General features: G+C 71.2%; 16 protein-coding genes and 4 tRNA genes. 9 read left to right on the forward strand and 11 right to left on the reverse strand.

The window, feature by feature from the left end; all coding sequences use genetic code 11:
- Positions 1-20: 20 nt before the first annotated feature.
- Entirely contained in the window at positions 21-1,832 is a 1,812-nt protein-coding gene (locus tag ACIA8L_RS36240; protein ID WP_395911664.1) for a hypothetical protein, read from the reverse strand.
- Positions 1,833-1,933: 101 nt separating this feature from the next.
- On the opposite strand from ACIA8L_RS36240, the gene ACIA8L_RS36245 reads away from it, so the two are divergent.
- Positions 1,934-2,485 carry a GNAT family N-acetyltransferase gene (locus tag ACIA8L_RS36245; RefSeq protein WP_395911666.1) on the forward strand — a complete coding sequence of 184 codons (552 nt, stop codon included), beginning with the start codon at positions 1,934-1,936 and terminating at the stop codon, positions 2,483-2,485.
- Between the two features lie 181 nt (positions 2,486-2,666).
- Here the strand turns inward: ACIA8L_RS36245 and ACIA8L_RS36250 are convergent, their stop codons facing one another.
- Both ACIA8L_RS36250 and ACIA8L_RS36255 read right to left on the reverse strand, forming a co-directional pair.
- Positions 2,667-4,700: an NAD(+) synthase gene (locus tag ACIA8L_RS36250; protein WP_395911668.1), complete on the reverse strand. Its 2,034-nt coding sequence runs from the start codon at positions 4,698-4,700 to the stop codon at positions 2,667-2,669.
- 64 nt (positions 4,701-4,764) lie between these two features.
- Positions 4,765-5,625 carry a hypothetical protein gene (locus ACIA8L_RS36255; RefSeq protein WP_395911669.1) on the reverse strand — a complete coding sequence of 287 codons (861 nt, stop codon included), beginning with the start codon at positions 5,623-5,625 and terminating at the stop codon, positions 4,765-4,767.
- Between the two features lie 242 nt (positions 5,626-5,867).
- On the opposite strand from ACIA8L_RS36255, the gene ACIA8L_RS36260 reads away from it, so the two are divergent.
- Together ACIA8L_RS36260 and ACIA8L_RS36265 are read left to right on the forward strand one after the other, a co-directional pair.
- The gene (locus tag ACIA8L_RS36260; RefSeq protein WP_395911671.1) at positions 5,868-8,291 is read left to right on the forward strand and encodes an NPCBM/NEW2 domain-containing protein; all 2,424 of its coding nucleotides are present in this window, start codon (positions 5,868-5,870) and stop codon (positions 8,289-8,291) included.
- Positions 8,288-9,481, forward strand: coding sequence for an SGNH/GDSL hydrolase family protein (locus tag ACIA8L_RS36265; protein WP_395911672.1), 1,194 nt, complete (start codon positions 8,288-8,290; stop codon positions 9,479-9,481). The genes ACIA8L_RS36260 and ACIA8L_RS36265 overlap by 4 nt, the downstream gene beginning before the upstream one ends.
- Here the strand turns inward: ACIA8L_RS36265 and ACIA8L_RS36270 are convergent.
- Together ACIA8L_RS36270 and ACIA8L_RS36275 are read right to left on the reverse strand one after the other, a co-directional pair.
- The gene (locus ACIA8L_RS36270; protein WP_395911674.1) at positions 9,416-10,087 is read right to left on the reverse strand and encodes a permease prefix domain 1-containing protein; all 672 of its coding nucleotides are present in this window, start codon (positions 10,085-10,087) and stop codon (positions 9,416-9,418) included. The genes ACIA8L_RS36265 and ACIA8L_RS36270 overlap by 66 nt on opposite strands.
- Positions 10,084-10,416: a PadR family transcriptional regulator gene (locus ACIA8L_RS36275; RefSeq protein WP_395911675.1), complete on the reverse strand. Its 333-nt coding sequence runs from the start codon at positions 10,414-10,416 to the stop codon at positions 10,084-10,086. Before ACIA8L_RS36275 ends, ACIA8L_RS36270 begins: the two co-directional genes overlap by 4 nt.
- Positions 10,417-10,496: 80 nt before the next feature.
- On the opposite strand from ACIA8L_RS36275, the gene ACIA8L_RS36280 reads away from it, so the two are divergent.
- The 3 genes from ACIA8L_RS36280 (at position 10,497) to ACIA8L_RS36290 (ending at position 13,813) form a co-directional block, all read left to right on the forward strand.
- On the forward strand, positions 10,497-10,949 hold the full coding sequence (locus ACIA8L_RS36280) for a hypothetical protein (RefSeq protein WP_395911677.1): 453 nt from the start codon (positions 10,497-10,499) through the stop codon (positions 10,947-10,949).
- A gap of 355 nt (positions 10,950-11,304) precedes the next feature.
- A complete protein-coding gene (locus ACIA8L_RS36285) occupies positions 11,305-12,045 on the forward strand; it encodes a YaaA family protein (RefSeq protein WP_395911679.1) in 741 nt (246 codons plus the stop codon).
- A 46-nt stretch (positions 12,046-12,091) separates the two neighbouring features.
- On the forward strand, positions 12,092-13,813 hold the full coding sequence (locus tag ACIA8L_RS36290; RefSeq protein ID WP_395911681.1) for a hypothetical protein: 1,722 nt from the start codon (positions 12,092-12,094) through the stop codon (positions 13,811-13,813).
- Positions 13,814-13,819: 6 nt separating this feature from the next.
- Here the strand turns inward: ACIA8L_RS36290 and ACIA8L_RS36295 are convergent.
- Positions 13,820-13,892 (reverse strand) — tRNA-Gly (locus ACIA8L_RS36295).
- A 306-nt stretch (positions 13,893-14,198) separates the two neighbouring features.
- Between ACIA8L_RS36295 and ACIA8L_RS36300 the strand changes: the two genes are divergently transcribed.
- The 3 genes from ACIA8L_RS36300 (at position 14,199) to ACIA8L_RS36310 (ending at position 14,461) form a co-directional block, all read left to right on the forward strand.
- Positions 14,199-14,271, forward strand: a tRNA-Gly gene (locus ACIA8L_RS36300).
- 15 nt (positions 14,272-14,286) lie between these two features.
- Positions 14,287-14,357: transfer RNA gene (locus ACIA8L_RS36305), tRNA-Cys, on the forward strand.
- A 32-nt stretch (positions 14,358-14,389) separates the two neighbouring features.
- Positions 14,390-14,461, forward strand: a tRNA-Val gene (locus ACIA8L_RS36310).
- Between the two features lie 111 nt (positions 14,462-14,572).
- On the opposite strand, the gene ACIA8L_RS36315 is transcribed toward ACIA8L_RS36310, so the two are convergent.
- The 5 genes from ACIA8L_RS36315 to ACIA8L_RS36335 form a co-directional block, all read right to left on the reverse strand.
- Positions 14,573-14,773 carry a hypothetical protein gene (locus ACIA8L_RS36315; RefSeq protein WP_395911683.1) on the reverse strand — a complete coding sequence of 67 codons (201 nt, stop codon included), beginning with the start codon at positions 14,771-14,773 and terminating at the stop codon, positions 14,573-14,575.
- Positions 14,766-15,125: a hypothetical protein gene (locus ACIA8L_RS36320; protein WP_395911684.1), complete on the reverse strand. Its 360-nt coding sequence runs from the start codon at positions 15,123-15,125 to the stop codon at positions 14,766-14,768. The genes ACIA8L_RS36315 and ACIA8L_RS36320 overlap by 8 nt, the downstream gene beginning before the upstream one ends.
- Positions 15,126-15,246: 121 nt before the next feature.
- Positions 15,247-16,479 (reverse strand): MFS transporter, encoded by a 1,233-nt coding sequence (locus ACIA8L_RS36325; protein WP_395911686.1) that lies wholly within the window; start codon positions 16,477-16,479, stop codon positions 15,247-15,249.
- Positions 16,480-16,627: 148 nt separating this feature from the next.
- Positions 16,628-17,740: a family 16 glycosylhydrolase gene (locus ACIA8L_RS36330; protein WP_395911687.1), complete on the reverse strand. Its 1,113-nt coding sequence runs from the start codon at positions 17,738-17,740 to the stop codon at positions 16,628-16,630.
- A 229-nt stretch (positions 17,741-17,969) separates the two neighbouring features.
- On the reverse strand, positions 17,970-18,854 hold the full coding sequence (locus ACIA8L_RS36335; protein ID WP_395911689.1) for a sigma-70 family RNA polymerase sigma factor: 885 nt from the start codon (positions 18,852-18,854) through the stop codon (positions 17,970-17,972).
- Between the last annotated feature and the right edge of the window lie 188 nt (positions 18,855-19,042).

A 19,042-nucleotide genomic window follows, 5' to 3' on the forward strand; every position in this document is an offset into this window, starting at 1 on the left:
GATCGTGCGACGCCCGGGCGCTATGCCGGGCGGTAGGAGCACTGGCGGCCGGTGTGGACGGTTTCGCGCAGGTGGCGGCCCAGGGACGGGTCGGACTCCTCCACTCGGGCGATCGCGCGGCGGATGGCCTTGCCGACCGCTACCCGGGCGCGTTCCGCGTTGTCGACGAAGCGGCGGGAGCGGCCGCCGATGCCGACGCTGCCGGCGAGTTCGGCCAGGAGGGCCTCGCTCTCCTCGCGGGCGGCCTCGGCGCGGCGGGTGCCGGCCGCGGACTCCATCTCGGTGCGCAGTTCGGCTACCCGGTGGCGGTACCGCCGCATCGCCTCCTGGTCCAGGACCGCCTGCGGGGTGGTGCGGGCGCCGGCGGCCGCGGCCAGGCCGGTGACGCCCATCGCCAGCTCCACGGCCGGGATCTCGGTGGCGGCGTTGGCCAGCAGGACCGCCAGGTGCAGCATGCCCACGCTGTTCTCGACGACGACGGTGCGCTCGCCCCAGGTGAGGCGCCAGTGCTGCCGTTCGCGGACGCACACGGCCCGCTCCGGCTGCTCCGGGCCGAGGCGTTCCAGGGCTTTGCGGGACTCCTCGGCCGCCGGCCAGTGGCCGAGGGCCCGGTTGTGGGCGACGGCCCGGGTCAGGTGTTCCACGGCGAGGTCGCGGCGGCCGGAGACGGCGGCGGCGACGCCCAGTGCGTGGTGTACCGATCCGAAGCACGCGATCCCGAGACTGACCATCGCCGGGCGTTCCGCGTGCGGCCGGAGCAGCTCGTAGGCCTCCTCGGCCAGGTCGGCGTCGCCGAGCAGGCGGGCCGCCTCGACGATGCCGTGCATGGTGACGAGCCAGCTGCCCGAGCGCGGCAGTTCCTTCAGCGCCGGGCCCCGCAGCCGCGCCAGTGCCCCGGCGGCGGTGCGGGTCTCGCCGGCCAGCGCGGCGGTGACCGCGTGGACCGCGAAGTAGGCGTTGTCGACCACGGACAGCGTCGGCCAGTGGACGAGCTTGTCGAGCATCGGGCGCAGCTCCGGCAGCCGGCCCTGATACCAGCGGATCGCGACCAGGTGCGCGCCGTACCAGCCGGCGGCGTCGGCGTCGCCGGCCTCGTTGCCGCGTTCGAAGCAGGCCTGGGCGGCCGCCTCGGCCTCGGTGAAGCGGCCGGCCCGGATGTCGCGCATCACGTCGATCGCGTCGGCGACGTATCCGGCGGCCAGGTGCGGGCGGTCGGCCAGGGCACCCCGCAGCTCCGACAGCCGGCGTTCGGCGTGCCGGTCGCCGTCGAGGAAGCGGTCCGCGGTGCACCAGAGCAGCGCCATGACCAGGTCGCCGCGCCGGCCGGTGCCGGTGCTCACGCCGAGGAGCTCGGTGGCGATCTCCTGCCGCAGCTGCCGTTGCTCGGGGCCGAGCAGGCAGTGATGGGCCAGGCTCAGCGCCTCGGCGTGCGCGATCGGATCGCCGTCGGCGCGGGCCTCCTCCAGGGCGGCCAGGATTGCGTCGCTGCGGCCCTCCCGGTAGTCACGCTCGGCCGCGAGTCGGGCGCGAAGCCGTACCGCCAAAGTCCCTTCCGGGTCGACCAGCCCCAGCAGTCGGGTCAGCCGCTGCTCCAGAACAGCCGCGGCGGCGCCGACGCGATGCTCGTGGACCCAGACCCCGGCGAAGCCCAGCGTCGCCTCGGCCATGGCCGGCACGTCCCAGGCCGCCTCGGCGTGCGCGTAGGCGACGTCGAACAGCCGCCGTGCCGTGTTGAGGTCCCCCTCGGTGTGCAATGCGTGCAGCGCCGCGGTGACCGGGTTGCCTTCGATGTCAGCCTCGACGCATCCGTGCGCGCCGGAACCCGACGTCATTGCGTACTCCAACCTCTGCCCGCGCCAATCATCGTCGAAGGACGCGGGATCGGCTCGGCCGCGACAAGTTCTCGACACATCGCAACCGATACGCTGTTTCGATGAACTCCGCAGAGCTGGACATCCCGGACGTGCGCCTGCGACCGGTCGCCGCGGCCGACTTCTGGCTGGTGGAGCTCCAGGCCGACGACCCGGAGGCCGGTGGGGCGTTCAACTGGGCGGGATACCGCGACATCGCCGCCACCCGCCGCCGCTTCGAGGAGAACCGGCTGATCGGCCCGGACAGCGGCTGCCTGATCGTGCAGGCCGGCGGCGCCGTCGCGGGCAGCGTCCTGTGGAACCGCCAGTCCTACGGCGTGCGGACCTGGAGCTGCTGGAACATCGGGATCGCGCTGCTGGCCCCGTATCGCGGGCGCGGCATCGGCGCGGTCGCGCAGCGGCTGCTCACCGAGTACCTCTTCGACACCACCCCGGTGGAGCGGGTCGAGGCCTACACGGACGTGGAGAACGTCGCCGAGCAGCGGGCCCTGGAGAAGGCCGGGTTCACCCGCGAGGGCCTGATCCGCTCGGCCCAGTTCCGCGAGGGCCGCTGGCGGAGCCTCTACCTCTACTCGCTGATCCGCGACGAGCTCAAGGCGTCGCCCCGGACGTAGGCGGCCCGGGTGGGGCCGGCGCGGGTCAGCGGAGGCGGGCTGACAGCGCGGCCGCCGTCTCGTCGATCCGCTCCCACCGGAATCGCCCGGGACGGGTACGGGTTCAGCAGGTCGAAGACGCGTGCGCCGCGGACCTCGGGCGGCCGGTCGGGGCGCGCCTGCTGGTCACACGAACAGCAGCTCACGTCCAGTCCCACCGCTCCAGGTCGCGGAGCCAGGCGTTCGCGTTGCCGTCGGAGGGGGCCCGCCAGTCGCCGCGCGGTGACAGCGAGCCGCCCGCCGACACCTTCGGGCTGTTGGGCAGGGCGGAGCGTTTGAACTGCGCGAAGCCGAAGAAGCGTCGGCAGAAGACTTCGAGCCAGTGCCGGATGGCGGGCAGGTCGTAGGCGACGCGCTTGTCGTCGGGGAAGTGCACCGGCCACGCCCCCGCGGCCGGGTCGTGCCACGCGTGCCAGGCCAGGAACGCGATCCGCGACGGGCGCATCCCGTAGCGCAGCACGTGGAACAGCGTGAAGTCCTGCAGCGCGTATGGCCCGACCTTCGACTCCGACGACTGCAGCTCCTCCCCCGGCACCAGTTCCGGGCTGATCTCCTGCTCGACGATGACGCTGAGGATCTTGCCGACCTCGTCGTCGAACTGGCCGCTGTTCGCGACCCAGCGGATCAGGTGCTGGATCAGCGTCTTGGGCACGCCGCCGTTGACGTTGTAGTGGCTCATGTGGTCGCCGACACCGTACGTCGACCAGCCGAGCGCGAGCTCCGAGAGGTCGCCGGTGCCGAGCACGATCCCGCCGCGGTAGTTGGCGATCCGGAACAGATAGTCGTAGCGCAGACCGGCCTGGACATTCTCGAAGGTCACATCGTAGACGGGCTCCCCCGCGGCGAACGGGTGGCCGATTTCGGCCAGCATCAGCCGGGCGGTGGCGGTGATGTCGAGTTCGTGGACGCTGACCCCGAGGGCCCGCATCAAGGCGAAAGCATTGTCCTTGGTACCGCCTGAGGTCGCGAACCCCGGCATCGTGTAGGCGAGGATGTCCGTGCGTGGCCGCCCCGCCCGGTCCATGGCGCGCGCGGCGACGATGAGGGCATGGGTCGAGTCGAGCCCGCCGGAGACCCCGATCACGATCTTGGGTTCGCCGATGGCGGACAGGCGCTGCCGGAGCCCGGCGACCTGAATGTTGTAGGCCTCGTAGCAGTCCTGGTTCAGGCGTTCGACGTCAGCCGGTACAAATGGAAACCGCTCCACGACACGGCGCAGACCGAGGTCCGTGTCCGGCGGGTCCAGCGTGATCTCGACGCGGCGGAAGTCGCCGGTCCGCGCGGCGTGGGTGCGGCGGTTGTCGTCGAAGGTGCCCATCCGCTGCCGCTCCTGCCGCAGCAGGTCCAGGTCGAGGTCCGCGACCGAGCGCCGGTCACCGTCCGGGAACCGCTCGGTCGCGGCGAGCAGGACCCCGTTCTCGTAGATCATCGTCTGGCCGTCCCAGGACAGGTCGGTCGAGGACTCGCCGAGGCCGGCCGCGGCGTAGAGGTACGCGGCCAGGCAGCGCGACGACGCCGAGCGGCACAGCAGCTTGCGGTCCTCGGCCCGGCCGACGGTGATCGGGCTGCCGGAGAGGTTGGCGAGCACGGTCGCGCCGGCGAGGGCGGCCTCGGCGCTGGGCGGGACCGGCACCCACATGTCCTCGCAGATCTCCACGTGCAGCACGAACCCGGGCAGGTCGGCCGCCGCGAACAGCAGGTCGTTGCCGAACGGCACGTCCGCCCGGCCGACCCGGATCGTCCCGCCGCGCTCCAGGTCGCCCGGGGTCAGCTGGCGGGCCTCGTAGAACTCGCGGTAGTTGGGCAGGTAGGACTTCGGCGCCACCCCGAGGACCCGGCCCCGGTGGATGACGACGGCGCAGTTGAAGACCCGGCCGCGGTGGCGCAGCGGCGCCCCGACCACGAGGACCGGCAGCAGCTCGGCCGACCCGGCGACGACCCGCGCCAGCCCGTCCTCGACCCCGTCGAGGACCGCGTCCTGCAGCAGCAGGTCCTCGATGCTGTAGCCGCTGAGGCCCAGCTCCGGGAAGACCGCGAGGACGGCACCGTCCCCGGCGCACTGCGCGGCCTGGGCCAGGATCGCGGCCGCGTTGGCGAGCGGGTCGGCGATGGCGGTCCGCCCGGTGCAGGCGGCCACCCGGGCAAAGCCGTGTGCGTAGATCGACCGGAAGTTCACCACTCCATCATGGTCCACGCCGCCGCGTCCGGTGCGCACGGCGTGGACCAGGACGGCGAGGTCCTTACTTGCGGATGACCGGCCCGCGCTCGATGGCGAGGGTGAGGTGGCCGGCGAACGCGCGGAAATCGGCGCTCGGGGGGACGATGTTGCCGTCCGGGTCGATCGCCTGGCGCAGGATCGACAGGCAGGACGTGCCGGCCGGGATCTCCTGCGACCAGCGCTGCCCGGACTGGATCGCCACCAGGCCGCCGTTGGTGCCGGGGAACGGTGCGAAGCCCCCGTTGCCGGTGGAGAACCAGATCCGCAGCGCGTAGACCTGACCGGTGTCGTTGCAGAAGTTCAGCCACGCCGCACGGGGGTCGGCCGCACCGGCCTGCACCGGCGGGATGGTCAGCGAGGTGAGGCCCTCGCGCTCGATGGGGATCGGACCGAACGAAGCACCCATGTCGTCGTCATCCTCCTCGCCGGCGACGTTCGCGCCGATGGTCTGCCAGGGTTGTTCGCCGTCGGCCCGGCTGTCGCCGACGACGGAGAGGTGGCCGTGCGTGAAGTGCTTGTCACCGTTCTTCGGGTTGTAGGGCCGCCAGTCCCAGGCCCCGTATCCACTCACGCCGTAGCTGGAGTAGATCTGGCCGTTGGAGATCCCGTACTTCACCCGCGGGTCCCGGGAGCGCCGGATGTCGTCGAGCACCCGGTGGGCGTCGAGCCCCAGGTCGGGCCGGTTGGGGAAGTCGGCCGCGGTGACGATCTGGTCGCCCCAGCCGGGGAAGTTGTGCGGGGTGTGGTCGGAGGTCGGGTCGTGCGCCGCGTCCCCGATCAGGCCCCACTCGTCCGCCCCGGTCCCCGGTGGCCGGGTCGCCGGCGCGCCGGCCTGTAACTGTCGGTGGAGGACCAGCAACGAGCGTGCGGCTCTCCATGCCATCGCTACCTCCTGTTGTAGGTATCGATGCCGACGCTAGCGGGCCGCGCGGAGATCGACGACCGCGGCCACTCGTCCGGATGGCCACACCCGCGTGAACGCCCGGCTGGGTCGGCGGCCGGTTACCGAGCGTCATGATCCGGCGAGCATTTGCATCGACGCTCATCGTTGACTTAACCGGATAAGCTCCCTAGCCTTTCGGGCGTTCACCAGTCCCCGGACGACCCGTCGGCAAGGAGCGTGGGATGCGAATGCGCAGACGACTCGGACTCGGCCTGGCCGTCGCCACGCTCGCCGCGCTGATCCTCGCGCCGGTGGGCGGCCCGGCCGCCGCGCACGCCCCGGCGAATACCGGCCTGGCCGCGGTACCCCCGATGGGCTTCAACAATTGGAACGCGTTCGGCTGTGAGGTGGACGCCGCCCTCATCGAGCAGACGGCCGACATCATCGTCTCGTCCGGTCTGCGGGCGGCCGGCTACAACTACGTCAACATCGACGACTGCTGGTCGCAGAAGGAGCGCGACGCGGACGGCCGGCTCGTCCCCGACCCGGTGAAATTTCCGGCCGGAATCCGGGGCGTCGCCGACTACGTGCACGGCAAGGGGCTGAAGCTCGGCATCTACGGCGACGCGGGGACGAAGACCTGCGCCGGGTACCCCGGAAGCCTCGGCCATGAGACGACCGACGCGCGGACGTGGGCCGGCTGGGGTGTCGACTATCTGAAGTACGACAACTGCAACAACCAGTCCGACGGGTCCCAGGCCGACTACATCCGTCGATACACCGCCATGCGCGACGCGCTCGCGGCGGCCGGGCGGCCGATCGTCTACTCGATCTGCGAGTGGGGCGCGTCACAGCCGTGGACCTGGGCCGGCGGTGTCGGGCAGCTGTGGCGGACCACCGGCGACATCAGCGACAGCTGGCCGAGCCTGCGCTCGATCATCGCGCAGAACGCGCCCCTGTACCCGTACGCCGGCCCCGGGCACTGGAACGACCCCGACATGCTGGAGATCGGCAACGGGGAGATGACCGCGACCGAGTACCGGACCCACATGAGCATGTGGGCGGTGATGGCGGCGCCGCTGATCATCGGTACCGACCTGCGCACCGCCTCCGCGGAGACGCTCTCGATCCTCGGCAACCGCGAACTGATCGCCGTCGACCAGGACCGGCTCGGCGTCCAGGGCAAGGTCGTCGCCGACAGCGGCGGCCTGATGGTGCTGGACAAGCCCCTGGCCAACGGCGACCACGCGATCGCGCTGTACAACTCCACCGACACCCTGGCCACGGTCGGTGTGCCGGCGGCGGCGACCGGGCTGCACCGGGCCCCCGCCTACCGGCTCCAGGATCTGTGGACCGGCACCGTGCTGCAGGCGAGGACGACGATCGCGGCGGCGGTACCCGCACACGGCACTGTCCTCTATCGAGTCCGCCCGCTGACCGGCCCGGCCGCGGTGGCACCCGCGGTGACGGTCGGCGCGGCCACGGCCACCCTCATCCCGGGCGGGGACGGCGCCACCCTGTCCGCGACCGTCACCAACCGGGGCGCCGGCGACCTCCGCGACGTGACCGTCACCGTGCAGGCTCCGCCCGGCTGGACGCTGACACCGGCGACGGCGTCGTCGGCCCGGCAACTGCGCACCGACAAGTCGCTCGACGTGGCCTGGAAGGTCCAGGTTCCGGTGGGTACCGCCGCCGGCCGCTACCCCATCGCGGTGTCCGCGACCTACGGCTGGGGCCCGCACCGCACCGGCCGCAGCACCAGCGAGCTGGTCGCCACCGTCGTCACCGCGCCCGCCGACGGCAACCGCTACCTGAGCACCATCGCGCCGATCGACAGCAGCGCGCCGTTCCAGGTCGACCAGAGCGTGAGCGGCTCCCTCATCACCCTCGCCGGCCGCGTCTACACCCGCGGCCTCGGCACCACCGCACCCACGCAGATCCGCTACTACGTCGGCGGCCACTGCTCGCGGCTCGCCACCGACGCCGGGGCCTCCGGGACGGGTCCGGCCACGTTCACGATCTACGCCGACGACACGGCCGCCGCGACCAGCGGCCTCCTCCAGCCCGGCGCCGCACCGGTGACCCTGACCGCCGACCTGACCGGCGCGACCTGGCTGCGGCTGGTCACCACGGCCACGACCCCGGCCCCGGCCGACTGGGCCGCCCCGGTCCTCACCTGCGGCGGCGCCACACCCGACGACCCCGTGCAGCCGCAGGAGCGGACGCTGTACACCTTCGAATCCGGCACCGACGGGTGGACCACGGCCAACCCACCGTCCGGCGAGAGCGTCGCGCAGAGCTCCGATTTCCACACCGACGGCGAGCACGGCCTCGCGATCACGACGTCCGCGGGCGGCAACTGGTTCGGCACCAAGCTCGCCACACCCTTGGACCTGTCCGGCCGCACCGCGTTCAAATTCGACATTCGAGCCGGGGGTACCGGCACCGTCGGCGAAATCGCCCTGCAGATCGGCGGCACCGGGTCGTGGTGTCAGGGCGGCTTCTGGACGTGGACGAACCCGGGCACCAGCCGCACGGTGACCCGCCACCTCAACGAGATCAGCTGCCCGCTCGGCGTGGACCTCGATCTGACCCAGGTCACCGGCGTCTGGATCTTCCTCAACACCGGCGGCACCCACTTCGTCGACAACGTGAGGGCCGAATGATGCGCCGCCTCGTGTTCTTCGTCATGCTCGCGGTCTCGCTCCTCGCCCCCGCCCCGGCTTTCGCGGGCACTGCGCCCCGGTCCTGGACCGGCAGCTGGTCGACCAGCCCGCAGCGCGAGACCGGTGTCGCGTTCGCCGACCAGACCCTGCGCATGCTGGTCCACCCGACGCTGGGCGGCACCCCGATCCGCCTGCGCCTGTCCAATGGTTTCGGCGCCGCCCCCGTGACGTTCGGGGCGGTCAACGCGGCCCGCGCGGTCGCGGCCGGCCAGGCCGCCGTGGCCCCCGGCACGAGCCGCCGGGTCACGTTCAACGGCCGCCCGGAGGTGACGATCCCGGCCGGCGCCGCCGTGTTCAGCGACCCGATCGCCCTGAGCGTCGCCCCGGGCCAGGACCTGGCCGTGGACGTGTACGTCACCGCGGGCGGTGACGCGGCCGCGATCACCGGCCACGACGCCGCCCAGGGCACCCAGTTCGTCGCCGCCGGCAACCGGGCCGGCGCGCCCGCCGACGCCTTCACCACCACGGTGAACAGCTGGTTCTGGCTGTCCGGCGTCGACGTCCGCCCGGCCCCGCCCACCCGCGGCAGCGTCGTGGCCCTCGGCGACTCGATCACCGACGGCGCCTACACGACGTGGAACGGCAACGACCGCTGGACCGACGTCCTCGCGGCCCGCCTGCACGGCCGCTACGGCGTGCTGAACCAGGGCATCGGCGGCAACCAGGTCCTGACCGACCGCACCGACTGCTGCGGCAACGGCACCAGCGTCTCGGCCCTGCGCCGCCTGACCGACGACGCCCTGCACCAGACCGGCGCCCGCTACCTGCTGCTGGCCGACGGCATCAACGACATCGGCTACAACGCCACCGCCGACGCCCTGATCGCCGGCCTGGCCACCATCGCCCGCCGCGCCCACGCGCACGGGCTCCGCGTGATCGCCGCGACGATCACCCCGTACGGCTGCGACGGGGGCTGCTTCGGCCCGGCCCAGGAGGCGACCCGCCAGCAGGTGAACACGTTCATCCGAACCTCCGGCGCGTTCGACGGCGTGGCCGACTTCGACGAGGTCCTCCGCGACCCGTCCGACCCGGCCCGGGTCCTCCCCGCCTACCAGGCCGACCCGCTACACCCGAACATCGCCGGCCAGCGAGCCATGGCCGACGCCATCGACCTCACCCTGTTCCGCTGACCGCCGCGCGAGGCGCCGCACACCCCCGACCCCGAGAACGTTGGCCGCGGCCACCCCCGTGAGCAGCGCCGCCGCATGCCGGTGCAGCCCCTGCTCACCGAACGCCAGCCCGACCGCGAGCGGCACGTCGACCAGCACCACGACCCCGGCCAGCGCGAGCACGGACGCCTGGAGCAGCGCGTGCGTCGGCCGGCCCCCGGCCCACCGCCCGGCCGTCACCCCGACCCCGCCCGCCACCAGCAGGAGCACACCGATGACGGCCGTCTGCCGCATGATCGTGTAGCTGGTGCCCCACTCGGCCAGCACAAGCGCCGTCACAATGTGGGCCCCGGCGAGCATGAGCACCACCCACCCGCCGACCACCACCGCCCGCACGAGACGCGACCCCTGGTAGACCCGTCCCAGCAGCGAGGCGATGGGCCCGGACGCGCCGAACCGGGCGACGGCTTCCCGCTCGGCGTCCGCCACCGGCATCCCTTCGGCGACTCGGTCGGCGACGGCCAGCCGCAGGTGCTGCTCGGCCTCCTCGAGCATCCGCCGCCCGGCCGCCCCCTGCCCGGCCAGCCGGTCGAACAGCTCATCCAGGTATCGCTCGACGTCGCTCACGCAAGTCCCTCCGCACCTTGGGGGCCGAGGATGGCCCGCACACCGCGCTCGAAAACCGTCCACTCCCGCTGCTTGACCACGACCGCCGCCGCACCGGCCGCGGTGAGCCGGTAAACCCGCCGCCGCCGAGGCTGCTCAGCGCTCCATTCGCTGTGCACGAGCCCATCCCGCTCCAGCCGGTGCAGCGCCGGATAGACAGTCCCTTCGGGCAGATCGAAGGCCCCGCCGGACTGCTGCCGAAGGCTCGCGATGAGCGCGTAGGCGTGCACCGGCTCGACCCGCCGCAGCGTGGCCAGCAGCAGAAGATCAAGATGACCCCGCAGGTCCATACCTAGGAATCTAGGTATAACGAACAGGCCCGTCAAGCCGGCCGCGTCCGGCTCTGGCGTCGATCTGCGACGCTGCACGTGTGCCCAGGGTGTCGTGGAAGATCGCCGGCCCGCTACCGCCGATGCCGCACCGCTCCTTGGTCGACGGCACCACCGTGACCGACCTGACCAGGCTTCCGCTGCCGTACTCCGGCCTCGAACCGAACGGCATCCACGTCCCCCTGGACGCCGCCAGCCGCCCCCGCTTCCTGCGCCACGCCCGCCGCACCCGCGACGTCCCGTGGTCGATCCCCATCTGCTGCGGCACGCTGGCCCTATGGCTGATCTGGCAGCGCCACCTGGCCGTCCACGACACCTACGGCCTGCCCACCGCCCTGCTCCTCGGCCCGCCGCTGTGGCTCGTCATCCTCCACCGCCTCGGCCCGCCGCAGTACCCGTACGTGCGCGGCAGCCACCTGGTGTTCAGTAACGTCCACGCGGCAACCGCCGACGAGTGGCAACGCCTGGCGGGTATTACTTGTTGCCTCCGATAGCGCCGCACAGTCCGATCACGACGTATTCGCCACCAGGTTGACTGCCTTGGCGAGCGATTGCCGTCCTCGGCGGTCGACTGTGCTACCCCCGCGCAAGCCGGTGAGCATGACCTCGGTGAAGACCGACGGCCGCGGCGGGCTCGCGCCTTCGACGCCTCCATGTGGCTGCTCGACTGGAGCATGAACGTGCCGCGCTCGTGCTTGAGGCGGCGGGCTCTTGGCACCATGTCGACCAAAGCCTGCGCCGGATGTGTCGGCTTCCCGACTTGGATTCGGTTGTCCGGCGTGAGCGGCCGTGTCTTGGCCCGAAGGGCTTGCCGCCGTGCGTGGAAGGCAGGGAGGTACTGTCCGCGGAGTGTTCATCCTGCTGCCGCCCTCCGAAGGCAAAGCCGACGCCCCCCGCCGGGGAGCGGCGGTGGACCTCGCCAAGCTGTCCGTGCCCGAGCTGGCCGAGGCGCGCCGGGCGGTCATGGACGATCTGGTGAAGCTGGCGGCCGACCCGCCGGCGGCGATCGCGGTGCTGGGGCTCGGGGCGGGGCAGACGGCCGAGGTGGAGCGCAACGCGCGGCTGGAGACGGCGCCCGCGCAGGCGGCCGGCAAGGTGTACACGGGCGTGCTCTACGACGCCCTCGACCTGGCCGGTCTCGACGCGAAAGCCAGGGCCCGGGCCGGCCGGGAGTTGCTGATCTTCTCCGGGCTGTGGGGCGTCGTGGGGTTGAAGGACCGGATTCCGCCGTACCGGTGCTCGATCGGGGTGAATCTGGCGGGGGTCGGGACGCTCGCCGCGCATTGGAAGCGAGCGCTCAAAGGGCCCCTCGACGCGCTGGTCGGGGATGCGCTGGTGCTCGATCTGCGGTCGTCGGCGTACGCGGGCATGTGGGCGCCCCGCAACGCGGTCGGCATTCGGGTGCTGCACGGCGGGAAAGTCGTCAGTCACTTCAACAAAGCCACCAAAGGGCGAATCGTGCGAGCACTGCTCACATCGGGGGCGCGGCCGCGGACGGCGGGGAAGCTGACGGAAACGCTGCGGGGATTCGGGTATCGCGTCGAAGAGCCCCGATCGGGTCAAGTGGACATCCACGTGGAGCAGCTTTAGCGAAACGGCTGCGGCGCGGTCCACACATCCGGGAACGTCAGGTTATGTGGACCCCACCCTGACTCGACGTGCCCTGCTCGGTACCGCCGGCGCCGCCCTCACCGCCGGTGCTCTGCCCGCCTCCAGCCCGCCCACCGAAGACTGGTCCGGTGGCGCTGGAAAGACCCAGCCGGTCTCGATGGCGATGCACATCCACGGGCCGTTCAGCGAGGGGTCGGCGAGCTTTTCCGCGCACTTCGAACAGGCCCGCAAGCACGGCGTCGACGTGATCTGGTGGACGGATCACGACTTCCGGATCGCCGCGTTCGAGCACCGGCAGGCGGTGCATTTCGACGGGCCCGTCGAACCCGAGTTCGGACTCGACTGGAAATGGGTCCAGGAGACCGACGGCAAACCCGTGAAGCCGGTCGCCGAGTTCGTGGCCGCACCGCATTCGCCGCAGGACGGCACCGGCAAGGCGCTGCGGCTCAACGGCAAGGGCACGAGCAAGGACATCCTCTGGTACCGCGGGCAGTCGTGGAACAACACCATGAACGCCTGCGTCGCCGATACCGAGCTCACGCTGGACCTGCTGCCGGAGACGCTGCCGAAGGACGGGGCCCTGCTGTTCGAACTGCAGCTGTCGAATCATCCCGGGAAAGGGGTGCTGACACTGCGGTACCAAATCGGGCTCTTCGATGTCACGACGCATGCCGCGTCCGGGCCGGTCGGCACCGTCCAGCTGCCGATCAAGCCGGCGCAATGGCAGGAGTTCACGTTCGTCCTCGTCGATGACATCGCGAAGCTGTGGCCGGATATCGCCGCCGGCGACAATGCGCTGACCGGGCTGCGGATCGGGGTGCGCAACGCCGGTTTCGTCGTCGACCGGCTCACCTTCCGGCGCAAGCGGCGCGCGGGCCAGGCCGGTGAACAGCTGCGGGCCGAGGTCATCGCGGCCGCGGCGGCCAAGCACGGCACGGGCGTGACGCATTTCCGGGCCCTCGAGGTGTCATTGGTGCGGCACTTGAACTGGTTCGGCGGCGATCTGCAGTTCCCGCCGTTTCCGAGCCCGCCGGTCCGGGACAACCGCCCCGATCTGACGGCGTCGATGGTGCGGTACCTGCAATCGCACGGCGGGCTCGTCTGCTGGAACCACCCCCTCGACATCGGCCGGCGCGACGAGCTCGTGCGGTTGATGCTGGACCGCGATTTCCTCGGGGTGGACCTCGTCGAGATCGGCCGCAAACCGTACGACGACCTGTTGTGGGTGTTCGACGTCGCGGCCCGCAACGCGCTGTTCTTCACGGCCGTCGGCAGCAGCGACGACCACGACGCGAAGGATTGGGCGAAGGAGCCGGAGCACGACATCACCTACGTCTGGTCGGCGTCGAAATCGCAGCCCGATCTGCTGGCCGCACTGGCCAAGGGCGCGGCCTGGTTCACGGATCTGGCCCGCTACCGCGGAACGTTGGACCTGCGCGTCGGCGGCGTTTCCCAGATGGGTGCCGTGCTGTTGTCGAAGACCGCGGTGAAAGTCGACGCGATCGCGACCGGCCTGCCCAGCGGCGCGAAGGCGGAAGTGGTGCTCGGGGTGGCCGACGAAGCCGGAACAGTACCCTCGAAAAAAATCGCGAAATCGTCGAGCGTCACGGTGCCGCCGGGCCATTATGTCCGGGTCCAGGTGAAACTCGCCGGGGGCGATGTGGTGGGCGTTTCCAACCCGTTGTGGGTGCTGGCGAAACCGCCGAAACGCCCAATTCCCGCCGCGCGCCTGCGGAATCTGGAGTAAGAAAAGAGCGGACGACCGGATTCGAACCGGCGACCCTCACCTTGGCAAGGTGATGCGCTACCAGCTGCGCTACGTCCGCACTGCGAAGCACTCTAGCGCATCCCCCGCCGACTCCGCTCCCGGCCCCCATCGCTCGTTAGCGTGACGCCTCGCCCGCCCGTCGTCCCCGGCCTCCGCACTCCGAGACCACTCAAGGTCAAAAAAACCGGCAAAGCCGCGTCGGGGGTACTCCACGTCGCGCGCACCCACCGCCCCCGTCCCCCGCCAGAGCAGGCAGAACCGCAGGTGAACCCCCCTCGACGCGCCGAAGCGGGATACCGGTTTGGCATGGGGGATGGCGGTCGGCTAAAGTTTGCATCCGTCACCAGGGAACAGCGGTGACGGTGCGGACGTAGCGCAGCTGGTAGCGCATCACCTTGCCAAGGTGAGGGTCGCCGGTTCGAATCCGGTCGTCCGCTCGGGAAAGTCACCACGGTGGGGTGGCCGAGAGGCGAGGCAACGGCCTGCAAAGCCGTGTACACGGGTTCAAATCCCGTTCCCACCTCGAAGGCCACGCTAACCAGGTGGCACTTTGAAGGGCGATTGGCGCAGTGGGAGCGCGCTTCCTTGACACGGAAGAGGTCACTGGTTCAAACCCAGTATCGCCCACGCAGCTAGGAAGGGCCCGTACCAGGCAACTGGTACGGGCCCTGCGGTTTTGGGGTCTATCAGGGGGTCCAGGGGACGCGGCGGCCCCGGGCGGCCGCTACGCCGTCACCGTCATCGGGTTTTCCGCCAAAGGATGACGCGGTGAACGATCACGCTCACGATGAAGCCGACCAACCCGGCGGCCAGGGCCTTCTGCCAGTCCGGGTAGCCAGACAGCCAGTGGCGTTGCGTCAGGATCAGCGCCAGCACGACGACGACCCCAGCAACCGCACCGACGATACGGGAACGTGGCGGGCTGTCAGTGCTACTCATGGAGTTCGAATACCTTGTTCCTCTCCGGCTGTCCAGACATGACCCGGGGTCCAAGGCGCCGGCGGTAGACCGCATCGGTGACCCGCGTTCCCACGTGCCCGACGAGATCGGCGATCGGCTCCAAGGTCAGCCCGAGCGCCGAGGCGATCGACACGAAGCGGTCCCGCAGTTCCCGCGGCGTCCACCGCTTCGGATCGAGCCCCGCCGCCCGCGCCGCCCGCCGCAGCGCCCGCCGGACGTTGGCGGCGTCGAGCGCCGTCCCGAGCAACGATGTGAAGACATGGACGGCGGCACTGCCGGGTTCGCGTCCGCCCGCCGGCTCACCGCCGCTCGCGGTGGCGCACAGGTTCACCACCGCGAGACGCGGGTCGCCTCCGGTCAGCTCACCGGAGCGTTGTGGCTGCGCGGGAGCGCGGTGACCCGGCCGGCGGCGAGCGGGACCGCGATCGCGGCCGGAGCGCCGGCGCGGGCGCTCAGGCTTGGGGTAGTGCTTCGCCGGCCGGGTGTTGGGTGCGCGGTGGGGCGGGGGTGGCGCGGGGTGGGTGGCGGGCGGTGAGCACTAGGAGGCCGCCGGCCGCGCTGATCAGGGCGCACAGCAGGAGGGCCGCGCGGTAGCCCAGGGTTTGGGCGGTGGCGCCCGCTACCAGGCCGGAGACCAGGGAGGCGGTGATGAAGGCGTTGCTGAACAGGGCGGTGGCCCGGCCCGGGGAATCCGGGAGGAGGTCCTGCATGTAGGTGATGCCCAAGGCGTTGACCGCGGCTATCGCCAGGCCGCGGGCGACCTGGGCGGCCAGGAGCAGCGGCAGGCTGGAGACGGCGGGGACGAGGGTGAAGTAGGCGACGAAGAGGAGCATGCCCAGCAGGATCACGCGCTGCCGGGACACCCGGGCCGGGAGCAGGATCAGGGCCAGCGCGGCCCGGATCTCCGCCACGGCGCACGTGCTGGCCAGCAGGCCCACGTCCTGGTCGGCGCGGGCCAGGGTGCGGGTGATGTACAGCGGTAGCGCCACCGAGCCGGCGCACATCGCGGTGTTGAAGAGCATGAAGCCGGCCGCCACGAGCAGGACCGGGCGGGGTGGGCGGGTCGGGGTTCGCGGGTGGTCGGCGGGTCGGGGTGTGGCCGGTGTGGGGCCCAGGAGCAGCAGCGGGGCGACGACCAGGGCGAAGGCCAGGGCGGTCAGCAGGAGCAGGGCGCTGTAGCCGCGCCAGGCCAGGGCCGCGGCGCCGAGGATCGGGCCGACGGCCCAGGCCAGGGAGAACGCGGAGCGCAGGGCCAGGGTGCCGCGGCTCGACGCGGTGCCGGACGCCTGGTCCAGGTGGGTCCGGGCCAGGGCGAACACCTGCGAGAACGCGGCCAGGCCGGCGCCCAGCAGGGCCGCGCCGATGACGAGCAGCCGGGCGTAGCTGGTGGTCGTGCTCAGCGCCAGGTAGCCGGCGGCCGGGGCCAGGACGGCGACCACCGCGGGCCACCGGCCGGGGCCGCGGTCGTATCGGCGGCCCAGCCACGATGTGACGACCAGTCCGCTGACGGCGATGACGGACATGAAGACACCGACCCGCAGTGGTGACAGGTGCGCCCGGTCCGCGCCGAACAGCACCAGATACGGGCCGATCATGGAGTCGGCCAGGCCCAGCAGCAGGACAGCGGCCAGCAGGTGCGGCAGCTTCGCCCCGACCGTGCGCCCCGCGCCGAAGACCATGTGCATCCACATCCCTGGATCGCGACGGCCGGACGCTATCAGCCCGCCGACGTCAGGGTCATCCCGTCGGTCCGCTCCGCGACCGGCGCCGCTGCCCAGGACGCGCGCGCCGCTGGAAGTTTCAGCCGCCGCCCCGCACAAGGGGCGCGGGGCGTCAGGCGGCGGTCTGCTGGTAGACGCGGATGTAGTCGACCTCCAGCTGGCGGGTCAGGGTCGGGTCGGTGAGGCCCACGTTCCAGCGGCGCTGCCAGTTGTTGTCGACCATCATGTGCAGGATCAGCTGCATCGGGCCCTTTTCGATGACCGACGCGTCGGTGAAGCGGGCGCACTCCACGCCGTCGATGTACCAGGCGATGTGGTCCGGCTCCCAGTCGACGCCCATGCGGACGAAGTCCTTCGAGTAGTCCTTCGCCGCGCACTTGCCGTTATTGTGTTTGCCGCTGTTGCCGGCGAACGATTCTTCGCGGTTGTTGTAGTGGTATGTCATGTACATCGTCGACGGATCGTCGCCCAGTTCTTCCAGGATGTCCAACTCTGTCTTGTAGTTGTACGACGTGTCCGTCGGCAGCATCCAGAAGGCGGTGAAGAAGCCCTGCGTCGCGGGGAACTTGAAGCGGGATTCGACGTATCCGTAGGTGAACGCGTAGAGGTATTTGCTGCCCGCGTTCGCGTTGGGGCGGGCCGTCGACAGCAGGCCCGCCTTGTAGGTGCAGGCGCCGTTCTGGCACGCGCTGGTCTTGTACGCGGGGCTCAGCGGGGCGGCGATCAGCTTCGCGGTGCCGCCGGAGACGACGACCTGGCTGGGCTGGTAGTGCTCGCGGCCGTCGTTGAACGTCGACGTGCAGTCGCCGGTGTTCCAGTCGAAGCACGGGCTGAGCTTCGACGTGTTGAGCGACGTGCCGGTGAACTCCTCGCTGAACGAAGTCTTCCACTGCTTGCCCGCGGCGGCGGCGATCGGCGGGGCGCCGGGGCCGGCGTTGGTGTTGCTGCCGCCCTTGGTGGCGGTGGCGCCGGGTTTGCCCGCGGCGGACGCGGAACCCGACGGCCCGGCGCCGAGGCCGGCCAGCGCCTCGGCGTCAGCGACAGTCCCCTCCGAGGACGAGGCACCGTCCGAAGCGGCCGAGTCGATCGAGACCGGTTTGTCGGATTTGTCGGATCCCATGAACGTCACCGCACCGGCGGCGCCGGCCACGACCAGGACCGCGGCGGCCGCGGCGACGATGACCGCGAGGCGGCGGCCGCCCCGGCGTGGGGCCGGAGTCCGCATATGGTGGTTTTCGCCGTATTCCGGAGTGTCGAATTCCGCCGACTCGAAACGCATTGCCCGCCCAATCGGTGTCGCGTCGCACGCCTGGATAACGTGCCGGACCAATTGCCGCGGCAACCCTAACACCGCCCGGCGGACACAATCGGACGGTGATCTTTAACTCACGATTAGATACGCAGCGTACGGGCCGCCCAAAAATATGGGCGGCCCGCGGGTGCGACCAAAAGAATCAAGCGTTGCGGCCGGACTGGTTGAACGGCATGCCGTGGTGGTTGGTCTGCGCCAGGCGGCTGTTGAGGTTGCCGGCATTGGCGATCTTGTCGTGGTAGGCCTCGCGCCGGCGGGCCACACAGCCCGTGGGTTTGTCGCTGGCCGAGACCAGGTCCGGGTCGAGGTGGGTGTTGAGGCCGTCGCGCAGCAGCATGAGTGCCTCCGCCCGCAACTGGGAGACCCGCGACTCGGTCACGCCGAGCTCGTGGGCGATCTCCATCATCGGTCGCTCCTGAAAGAAGTACCCCTTCACGACCTTCCCCAGGCGCTCCGGCAGCGCCTCCACGGCGTTGTGCAGGTAGCCGATGCGCTCCCGGTGCAGGATCAGGTCCTCGGGCCCGGCCGCCCGCTCCGGGACCATGTCCTCGGCACTGCCGGCGGCGAAGCCCTGCAGCGACAGCACGGCCGCCCGCTGGACGTCGTCGTCGATGGACTGCAGTTCGTCGACGCTGACCCCGAGCGCCTCCGCGAGCTCGGCGTTCGTCGGTGTGCGGCCGAGGGCCGCGGTGAGCTCCTGTTGCATCCCGTCGACCTGCCTGGCCCGGGCCCGCACCGACCGGCTCGCCCAGTCCAGCCCGCGCAGCTCGTCCAGGATCGCGCCCCGGATGCGGGTGGTGGCGAAGCTGCCGAACGGGATCCCGCGGCTCGGGTCGAACGCCTTCGCGGCGCCGGCCAGCGCCGCCATCCCGGCCGAGACCAGGTCCTCGCGGCTGACATGGGCCGGCAGACGGCCGAGCGTCTGGCGCACCAGATGCCCGACGAGCGGCAGATGCTCGCGGATCAGGTCCTCGAGCTCCCGGCCTTCCAAATGGACCTTGAGCGTGGCACCCTCAAGGGTCGTCATCGGTTCCCCCTCGTGTCCCTGGTGAACCCCGTGCAGGCGGTCCACCTGCTGACACGAAGAACTTTCGACTACGAAGGGTGCTTACGCCGTCACTTCCGGGTGCATCTCGGTTGCTGAACGGTGAGAGTCCTCAAGGCACGGCGTGTCGCGTAGCGCGCCGAAGCGTTCGAACACCGGTACAGTCCCGA

The sequence above is a fragment of the Dactylosporangium sp. NPDC051541 genome (assembly GCF_044454505.1).
Taxonomy (GTDB): Bacteria; Actinomycetota; Actinomycetes; order Mycobacteriales; family Micromonosporaceae; genus Dactylosporangium.

Excerpts from the sequence above, each read along its gene's own strand:
- ACIA8L_RS36255 (WP_395911669.1), bottom strand. The coding sequence starts at position 5,625 with ATGGCATGGAGAGCCGCACGCTCGTTGCTGGTCCTCCACCGACAGTTA.
- ACIA8L_RS36265 (WP_395911672.1), top strand. The coding sequence starts at position 8,288 with ATGATGCGCCGCCTCGTGTTCTTCGTCATGCTCGCGGTCTCGCTCCTC.
- ACIA8L_RS36275 (WP_395911675.1), bottom strand. The coding sequence starts at position 10,416 with ATGGACCTGCGGGGTCATCTTGATCTTCTGCTGCTGGCCACGCTGCGG.
- ACIA8L_RS36260 (WP_395911671.1), top strand. The coding sequence starts at position 5,868 with ATGCGAATGCGCAGACGACTCGGACTCGGCCTGGCCGTCGCCACGCTC.
- ACIA8L_RS36335 (WP_395911689.1), bottom strand. The coding sequence starts at position 18,854 with ATGACGACCCTTGAGGGTGCCACGCTCAAGGTCCATTTGGAAGGCCGG.
- ACIA8L_RS36240 (WP_395911664.1), bottom strand. The coding sequence starts at position 1,832 with ATGACGTCGGGTTCCGGCGCGCACGGATGCGTCGAGGCTGACATCGAA.
- ACIA8L_RS36330 (WP_395911687.1), bottom strand. The coding sequence starts at position 17,740 with ATGCGGACTCCGGCCCCACGCCGGGGCGGCCGCCGCCTCGCGGTCATC.
- ACIA8L_RS36315 (WP_395911683.1), bottom strand. The coding sequence starts at position 14,773 with ATGAGTAGCACTGACAGCCCGCCACGTTCCCGTATCGTCGGTGCGGTT.
- ACIA8L_RS36245 (WP_395911666.1), top strand. The coding sequence starts at position 1,934 with ATGAACTCCGCAGAGCTGGACATCCCGGACGTGCGCCTGCGACCGGTC.
- ACIA8L_RS36325 (WP_395911686.1), bottom strand. The coding sequence starts at position 16,479 with ATGCACATGGTCTTCGGCGCGGGGCGCACGGTCGGGGCGAAGCTGCCG.